Origin of the sequence: Micromonospora foliorum (genome assembly GCF_022229015.1) — a bacterium.
Taxonomy (GTDB): Bacteria; Actinomycetota; Actinomycetes; order Mycobacteriales; family Micromonosporaceae; genus Micromonospora; species Micromonospora foliorum.
This window is the reverse complement of sequence record NZ_JAKKFF010000149.1, coordinates 1-6,758: the sequence shown is the minus strand read 5'-3', so window position 1 is coordinate 6,758 and position 6,758 is coordinate 1. Positions and strand designations below refer to the sequence as shown.

Annotated in this window: 10 protein-coding genes; 6 read left to right on the top strand and 4 right to left on the bottom strand. The window is 71.6% G+C overall.

Annotation, left to right across the window (positions count from 1 at the left end; translation table 11 throughout):
- Positions 1-186: 186 nt before the first annotated feature.
- Positions 187-546, bottom strand: coding sequence for a DUF3099 domain-containing protein (locus PSH25_RS13080; protein WP_238659354.1), 360 nt, complete (start codon positions 544-546; stop codon positions 187-189).
- 104 nt (positions 547-650) lie between these two features.
- Between PSH25_RS13080 and PSH25_RS13075 the strand changes: the two genes are divergently transcribed.
- Together PSH25_RS13075 and PSH25_RS13070 are read left to right on the top strand one after the other, a co-directional pair.
- On the top strand, positions 651-938 hold the full coding sequence (locus tag PSH25_RS13075) for a hypothetical protein (protein ID WP_074318059.1): 288 nt from the start codon (positions 651-653) through the stop codon (positions 936-938).
- 13 nt (positions 939-951) lie between these two features.
- Positions 952-1,263 carry a YlcI/YnfO family protein gene (locus PSH25_RS13070; RefSeq protein WP_238659356.1) on the top strand — a complete coding sequence of 104 codons (312 nt, stop codon included), beginning with the start codon at positions 952-954 and terminating at the stop codon, positions 1,261-1,263.
- A gap of 9 nt (positions 1,264-1,272) precedes the next feature.
- Here the strand turns inward: PSH25_RS13070 and PSH25_RS13065 are convergent, their stop codons facing one another.
- Positions 1,273-1,863 carry an HhH-GPD-type base excision DNA repair protein gene (locus PSH25_RS13065; RefSeq protein WP_238659353.1) on the bottom strand — a complete coding sequence of 197 codons (591 nt, stop codon included), beginning with the start codon at positions 1,861-1,863 and terminating at the stop codon, positions 1,273-1,275.
- Positions 1,864-1,958: 95 nt separating this feature from the next.
- Between PSH25_RS13065 and PSH25_RS13060 the strand changes: the two genes are divergently transcribed.
- Together PSH25_RS13060 and dtd are read left to right on the top strand one after the other, a co-directional pair.
- On the top strand, positions 1,959-3,443 hold the full coding sequence (locus PSH25_RS13060; protein ID WP_238659352.1) for a DUF7782 domain-containing protein: 1,485 nt from the start codon (positions 1,959-1,961) through the stop codon (positions 3,441-3,443).
- Entirely contained in the window at positions 3,443-3,865 is a 423-nt protein-coding gene (gene dtd, locus PSH25_RS13055) for a D-aminoacyl-tRNA deacylase (RefSeq protein ID WP_238659351.1), read from the top strand. The genes PSH25_RS13060 and dtd overlap by 1 nt, the downstream gene beginning before the upstream one ends.
- 99 nt (positions 3,866-3,964) lie before the next feature.
- Here the strand turns inward: dtd and PSH25_RS13050 are convergent, their stop codons facing one another.
- Positions 3,965-4,753: a sporulation protein gene (locus PSH25_RS13050; protein ID WP_238659355.1), complete on the bottom strand. Its 789-nt coding sequence runs from the start codon at positions 4,751-4,753 to the stop codon at positions 3,965-3,967.
- A gap of 229 nt (positions 4,754-4,982) precedes the next feature.
- On the opposite strand from PSH25_RS13050, the gene sigB reads away from it, so the two are divergent.
- Both sigB and PSH25_RS13040 read left to right on the top strand, forming a co-directional pair.
- A complete protein-coding gene (gene sigB / locus PSH25_RS13045; RefSeq protein ID WP_372492788.1) occupies positions 4,983-5,999 on the top strand; it encodes an RNA polymerase sigma factor SigB in 1,017 nt (338 codons plus the stop codon).
- A gap of 109 nt (positions 6,000-6,108) precedes the next feature.
- Positions 6,109-6,516: a VOC family protein gene (locus PSH25_RS13040; RefSeq protein WP_238659349.1), complete on the top strand. Its 408-nt coding sequence runs from the start codon at positions 6,109-6,111 to the stop codon at positions 6,514-6,516.
- Positions 6,517-6,527: 11 nt separating this feature from the next.
- Here PSH25_RS13040 and PSH25_RS13035 read toward each other — a convergent pair.
- Positions 6,528-6,758 (bottom strand): acetate--CoA ligase family protein (locus tag PSH25_RS13035; RefSeq protein WP_238659348.1); only part of this gene is annotated, 231 nt, incomplete at its 5' end.

Below are 6,758 nucleotides of genomic sequence, written 5' to 3'. Positions count from 1 at the left end.
GGCTCGCCGGTGCCACCCCGGCCGCGGCACTGAGCCGCGCCACCGACCTGGGCGCGTTGGCCGTCTCCACGGCCGGCGCACGGCCCCAGCCCTAACGGCCGGCGCACGGCCAGAGTGGTAGCGGCCGGCGCACGGGCCGCAGCCCTGACGGTCGGCGTGACGATCGGACCCTGGCCCGCTCGCGGGTCAGGGTTCGACGTCGATGACCTTGTGCGGGCGCTCCTCGGCGGTGAGGCTCATCGGCCGGGTGTCGTCCTGTTGGCGCGGGTGGAACCGGTTGGCCAGCCGGTGCTCTTCCTTCGGCGGCCGGTCGTTGGCCAGCAGCACGGCCAGCCAGGGGATGAGCACCATGCCGAGGCCGCACAGCGGCAGCCAGAGCCAGAGCAGTGGGGCGTTCACACCGACCAGGATCGCGCCGACGATGATGCACAGCACCCGGATGCCCATCATCAGGACATAACGGCGCTGGCGACTGTTGAGCTGATCGTCCTGGCTGCGCGAGGCGTCGGTGATCAGAATCGGCTGGTACGCCTGACGCTTCACCATGGACCTCCTCGAGGGGGTTACACCTCATCCTGTCACCGCAGGCCCGTGATCAGCGAAATTCGACTTATCCCGTCGCGTGTTACGTCCGTGGTACGCTCCGCGACGTGGGCAGCAGGTTCAGCTTCACCGACGAGGCGTTGGCCAACCTGAGGGTCTACGACGTCACACCCGGGGAAGTCTGGGAGGCGCTACACAGCGCCCGACGGGTCATCCGGCATCTGGGTGACGACGTGATGGTGGTCTACGCCGCCGCCCGTCGGGGCCGCCGGCTGGCGGTGCTGCTCGCCGAGGCCGATGGCACCGACAACGACTGGGACATCCTCTCCGCCCGCGAGCTGAGCGACGTCGAGTCCAAGCGCTACGACGAGGCCGTGCGGAGATCGCGCCGATGAGGAGGCCGTGACGATGCACCGTAACGACGCGACCAAGCAGTTCCACGGCGGCGGCGACCGGATCGCCGAGCTGATCGACGAGAGCCCGGCGGCGGAGCTGCCCACCCCCGACACCGACGTGCCGATGGTGAGCCGCTCGGTGCGGCTGCCACTGGACACCTACGAGCGGGTCCGCGCCGCCGCCGACGCCCGGGGCATCGGGGTCACCACGCTGATGCGCCAGTGGATCGAGGCCGGCCTGGCCGACCTGGACGACTCGGCGACCGTCTCGCTTGCCGACGTCCGGCGCGCGCTGGCCTCGCTGGCGCACCCCACCGCCGCCTGAGCAGACGGCTCAGCCGCCGGCGGTCTTCGCCTTGGCTGCCGCCTTCATCTGCTGCTTGAACTCCCGCACCCGACGCAGCGAATCGGCGTCGGTGACGTCGGCCACCGACCGGTACGCGCCCGGGTCGCCGTAGTCCCCGGCCGCCTTCCGCCAGTCCTGCGGGGTCACCCCGAACCGCTTGCCGAGCAGGGCCACGAAGATCTGCGCCTTCTGCCTGCCGAAGCCGGGCAGCGCGGAGACCCGGCGCAGCAGCTCCGGCCCGTCGGCGACCTCGGCCCAGAGCAGCGCCGCGTCACCGTCGTAGCGCTCCACCAGCACCTGGCAGACCTCCTGCACCCGGGCCGCCATGGCCTTCGGAAACCGGTGCAGCGCGGGCGGCTGGGCGAAGAGCGCGACCAGGGCCTCCGGGTCGTACCCGGCCAACTCCGCCGCGTCCAGCTCATGGCCGAGCCGCTGCTGAAGCACGTACGGCGACGAGAACGCCTTCTCCATCGGCACCTGCTGGTCGAGGACCATGCCGAGGAGCAGGGCCAGCGGACTGCGCTCCAGCAGCCGGTTGGCCTCCGGGTCGATGGGCAGCACAAGCGTCATGCGGACCATCCTGCCTCCCGCGCCGATCCGGGCCGACACCGACGCTCCGCCGTCTACCGGCGGGTGACGCTGACCCGGGACGCGACGGGGGGCAGGATGTCGGGGTGGACGAACACGACATGCTGCTCTCCCCCGCCGGCGTCGACGCGCTGCGGAGTGCGCTCACCCGGACCGGTTTCACCAGCCACGGCATCGCCGAGCGGCTGGGCGCCCAGGCGACCGCCGCGGTCGCCCGCAACGACTACCGCGCCGCGCTGCGCGCCACCGAGGACGGCGACCCGCTCGGCACCCTGATCCGGGTGTTCATCTGCGACCAGACCGAGTCGGAGGCCGCGGTGGCCAACGCGCTGGCGCCGCTGAGCCTGGAGGAGGCGCTGGCCGGCGGGCTGGTCGAGCGGTACGGCAGCGGCCTGCGCGCCGGCATCGACCTGGAGCCGTACGGGGACGACTGGTGGGTGCTCGCCGACGTGCCGGCCAGCGCCCGCCCGGGTCGCCCGTTGCACGCCGAGCACGTCCTGGGCGTCGGCGGGGCGACCCACACCCTGATCGGCGCGACCGTGCGCCGGCCGGTCGACACCGCACTGGACCTGGGCACCGGATCCGGCGTGCAGGCCCTGCACCTGGCCACCCACGCCCGGTCGGTGACCGCCACCGACCTCTCCGAGCGGGCGCTGCGTTTCGCCGCGACCACCGCCGCCCTCAACGGCCAGGACTGGGAGCTGCTCCGGGGCGACCTGGTCGCCCCGGTGGCCGGTCGGCGGTTCGACCTGGTGGTGAGCAACCCGCCGTTCGTGGTCGGCCCGGGAACGACCACGCACGTCTACCGCGACTCCGGCCGGGTCGGTGACGCGATCGGCGCCGAACTGGCCGCCGCCGCCCCGGGCCTGCTCACCGAGGGCGGCACCATGCAGTACCTGGCGAACTGGGTGCACGTCGCCGGCGAGGAGTGGGACGAGCGGGTGGCCGGCTGGTTCGCCGGGACCGGCCTGGACGCCTGGGTGATCCAGCGCGAGGTGGCCGACCCGATGGCGTACGTCGACCTGTGGCTCACCGACGTCGGCGAGACCGCCGACCCGCAGCGGATGGCCGCCTGGCTGGACTGGTTCGACGCGCACAAGGTGGAGGGCATCGGCTTCGGCATCGTGTCACTGCGCCGGGGCGGCCACACCGACCCGGTGGTCCGGGCGGAGGACCTGCGCCAGCGGGTGCAGCCACCGCTGGGTGACCAGGTCGCCGCCTGGTTCGACCGCCAGGACTTTCTCCGGGTACGCGACACCGAGGCGTTGCTCGCCGAGCGCTACCGGGCCGCCGAGGGCCTCCAGCTGCGGCAGGAGGCCACCATGGGCGATGAAGGTTGGGGGGTGGACCGGCAGGTCCTCGCGATGCCGCACGGCCTGCGCTGGACCGAGGAGATCGACCCGCTGGTGCTGGCACTGGTCGGTGGCGCCGACGGCCGGCTGCCGCTGCGTGACCAGCTCGCCCTGCTCGCCGCAGCGCACGACGTCGAGCCCGACGAGATGGCCGAGGCCGCCGGCCCGATCGTGGCGCACCTGGTGGAGCGCGGCTTCATCGAGCCGGTGAGCGCCTGATGCGGGCGGTGGTGCAGACCGTCGGGCGGGCCAGCGTGACGGTGGACGGCGAGGTGGTCGGTGCCATCGAGAACGGCCTGCTGGTGCTGCTCGGGGTGACCCACACCGACACCGCGGAGACCGCTCAGACGATGGCCCGCAAGGTGCACGAGGTACGCATCCTGGACGGTGAACGGTCCGCCGCCGAAACCGGCGCGCCGATCCTGGTGGTCAGCCAGTTCACCCTCTACGGCGACGTTCGCAAGGGCCGCCGACCGAGCTGGACCGCCGCCGCCCCCGCCGGCGTCGCCGAACCACTGGTGACAGCGGTGGTCGACGCCCTGCGCGAGCGAGGTGCCAAGGTGGAGACCGGCCGCTTCCGCGCCCACATGCTCGTCGAAAGCATCAACATAGGCCCCCAAACCCTCCTCCTGGACCTCTGACCAACAGCGGTGATCAAGAGGTTTGCGTCAGAATTCGGGCTCGACATGACGCGAACCTCTTGATCACCGGGGTGGGCCGGGTGGGCCGGTGGGGTGGGGTCAGGAGAAGAGGCCTCGGCGGGTTAGGGACTGGCGGAGCCAGTTGTCGAGCTCGGCCGTCCAGTCGGTGCGGTCGGCGGTGGCGTGGTCGACCGTGAACCGGCCGAAGGCGTCCCGGCCCTCGGTGAAGACACCGCCGCGCTTGTCGACCTCCAGCACCACCTGCATCTGCTGCGCGTCGGCGATGAAGGTGACCTCCAACTGGTTGATCGAGCGGGCGTACTGCGGCGCCGGGCTGAACTCGATCTCCTGGTAGAACGGCAACGTCTGGCGTACGCCGTAGATGTGGCCACGCTCCACATCGGCGCGTGCGAACCGGAAGCCCAGCCGCAGCAACGCGTCCAACAGTCGCTCCTGCGCCGGCAGCGGGTGTACCGACACGGCGTCAAGGTCACCCTTGTCGACCGCGCGGGCGACCTCCAGCTCGGTACGCAGGCCCATCGTCATCCCGTGCAGGTGCTGCCCGTACAGCTCGGTGACCGGCGTCTCCCACGGCACGTCGAAGCGGAACGGGAGGTCGTAGCGCTGCCCCGGCTCCAGCCGGAACGCGCCGGTGACCCGCTGGCGGTGGAACTCCTGAGTGGTGTCGTGGTCGTTGTCGCCGCTCTCGACCTCGACCCGGGTGACCAGGCCGAGGGTGACGTGGTCGATGTCGACCTGGTGGTCGCCTCCCACCACCTGGATGCGGCCCTCCAACTGGCCGCCCGGGCGGCAGTTCGGGTTGGCCAGCACCGTCTCCACCGACGGGCCGCCGACGCCCATCGCCTTCATGAGCCGCTTGAAGACCACACCGTCCTCCATCTGTCGTAACGCCGACCAGAGGTGGCCGGCCGTCCGCAACGTAGCCGGGGCGGGCAACCACACACTCCGACGACACACCGCACCAGCGATCCGACCCATTCCTGTCGGGTGCCCGATCGCCTCACTCCCGTTTTACGCCCCGCCCGCCAAGCTGTTGTCACACCGGCACCACTGGGCCGGGAACACGGCACCGACGTGGAAACGGGGAGAGACAGAGATGGTCCTGCAGATGACGGAACACCGGACGCGCCCGGCCACCACGACCGACACCGACGGGGCCTCCGAGGCCCTCGTCGACCTGGACGCCACCGACGAGCGCGGCATCTCCACCGACCTGGTCCGGGCCTACCTCAACGGGATCGGCCGGACGAAGCTGCTGACCGCCGCCCAGGAGGTCGACCTGGCCCGGCGCATCGAGGCCGGCCTGTTCGCCGACGAGAAGCTGGCCACCTGCACCCCGGTCTCCGCGGAGCTGCGAGCCGACCTGGAGCTGATCGTCGCGGAGGGCCGGGCGGCCAAGGACCACCTGTTGGAGGCGAACCTGCGGCTGGTGGTCAGCATCGCCAAGCGCTACACCGGCCGGGGCATGGCGTTTCTCGACCTGATCCAGGAGGGCAACCTCGGTCTGATCCGGGCGGTGGAGAAGTTCGACTACGCCAAGGGCTACAAGTTCTCCACGTACGCCACCTGGTGGATCCGGCAGGCCATCACCCGCGCGATGGCCGACCAGGCCCGCACCATCCGCATCCCGGTGCACATGGTCGAGCAGGTCAACCGGATGGTCCGGGCCCGCCGCGAGCTGGCGGTGACGCTGGGCCGCGAACCGACGGTCGCCGAGGTCGCCCGCGCACTGGAGATCCCCGAGATCCAGGTCATCGAGCTGATCTCCTACGACCGGGAGCCGGTCAGCCTGGACCAGGCCGTCGGCGACGACGGCGAGAGCGCGCTCGGCGACTTCGTGGCCTCGGTGGACCCGCGTACCGAGCCGGGTGACGCCGCCGCCCAGGGCGAGCTGCGCAACGAGGTCAGCATCGTGCTCTCCACCCTGTCCCAGCGGGAGCAGGCGGTCATCCGGCTCCGGTTCGGTTTGGACGACGGCCGCCAGCGCACCCTGGACGAGGTCGGCCGAGAGTTCGGCCTGTCCCGGGAGCGGATTCGGCAGATCGAGAAGGTGACGCTGCTGAAGCTGCGCGCACCGGAGCGGGCCCAGCGCCTGGAGGCGTACGCCTGCTGACGCACCCGGTTCCCACGGAAGGCCCCGGCGGTTCGCCGGGGCCTTCCGTGCCGCCGGGGTGTTGACTGGGAACACCGGCCCGCTGATCGACGAGGCGAGGAGAGCAACGATGAACTGGACGCTGGAAGTGGTGATCGTGCCGGTCTCCGACGTGGACCGGGCGAAGAAGTTCTACGCCGACCAGCTCGGCTTCACGGTGGACCACGACACGGTGATCAGCGACGAGGCGCGCATCGTCCAGCTGACCCCGCCCGGCTCGGGCTGCTCGATCGTGATCGGTAAAGGCGTCATTCCGGAGATGCCACCCGGCTCACTCAAGGGCCTGCAACTGGTGGTGCCGGACCTGAAGCGGGCCCACGAGGAGCTGGTCGGGCGGGGTGTGGAGGTCAGCGAGATCCAGGTGGTGGGTCAGAACCCCCGGCCGGTACCGGATCCGCTGGACAATGTCGGCTTCGTCTTCTTCGCCGACCCGGACGGCAACACCTGGGGCGTCCAGCAGATCTCCAGCCGCGCCTGACCCCGGCGCGCTCACAGGCGGCGGGGGCCGGTGTCCGGGCGGGCGACCACCCCACCGACCCCTACCTGGGCGTGCAGGACCGAGATGCCGTCCGGGCGGGCGAGCACCGGGTTGAGGGTCAGCGATCGCACCCGGGGTTGTTCGTCGGCGAGCTGGCCCACCCGCAGCAGCAGATCGGCCAGCGCCGCCCGGTCGACCGGCGCGGCCCCCCGGTGCCCGCGCAGCAGCGGCGCCGCCCGGGG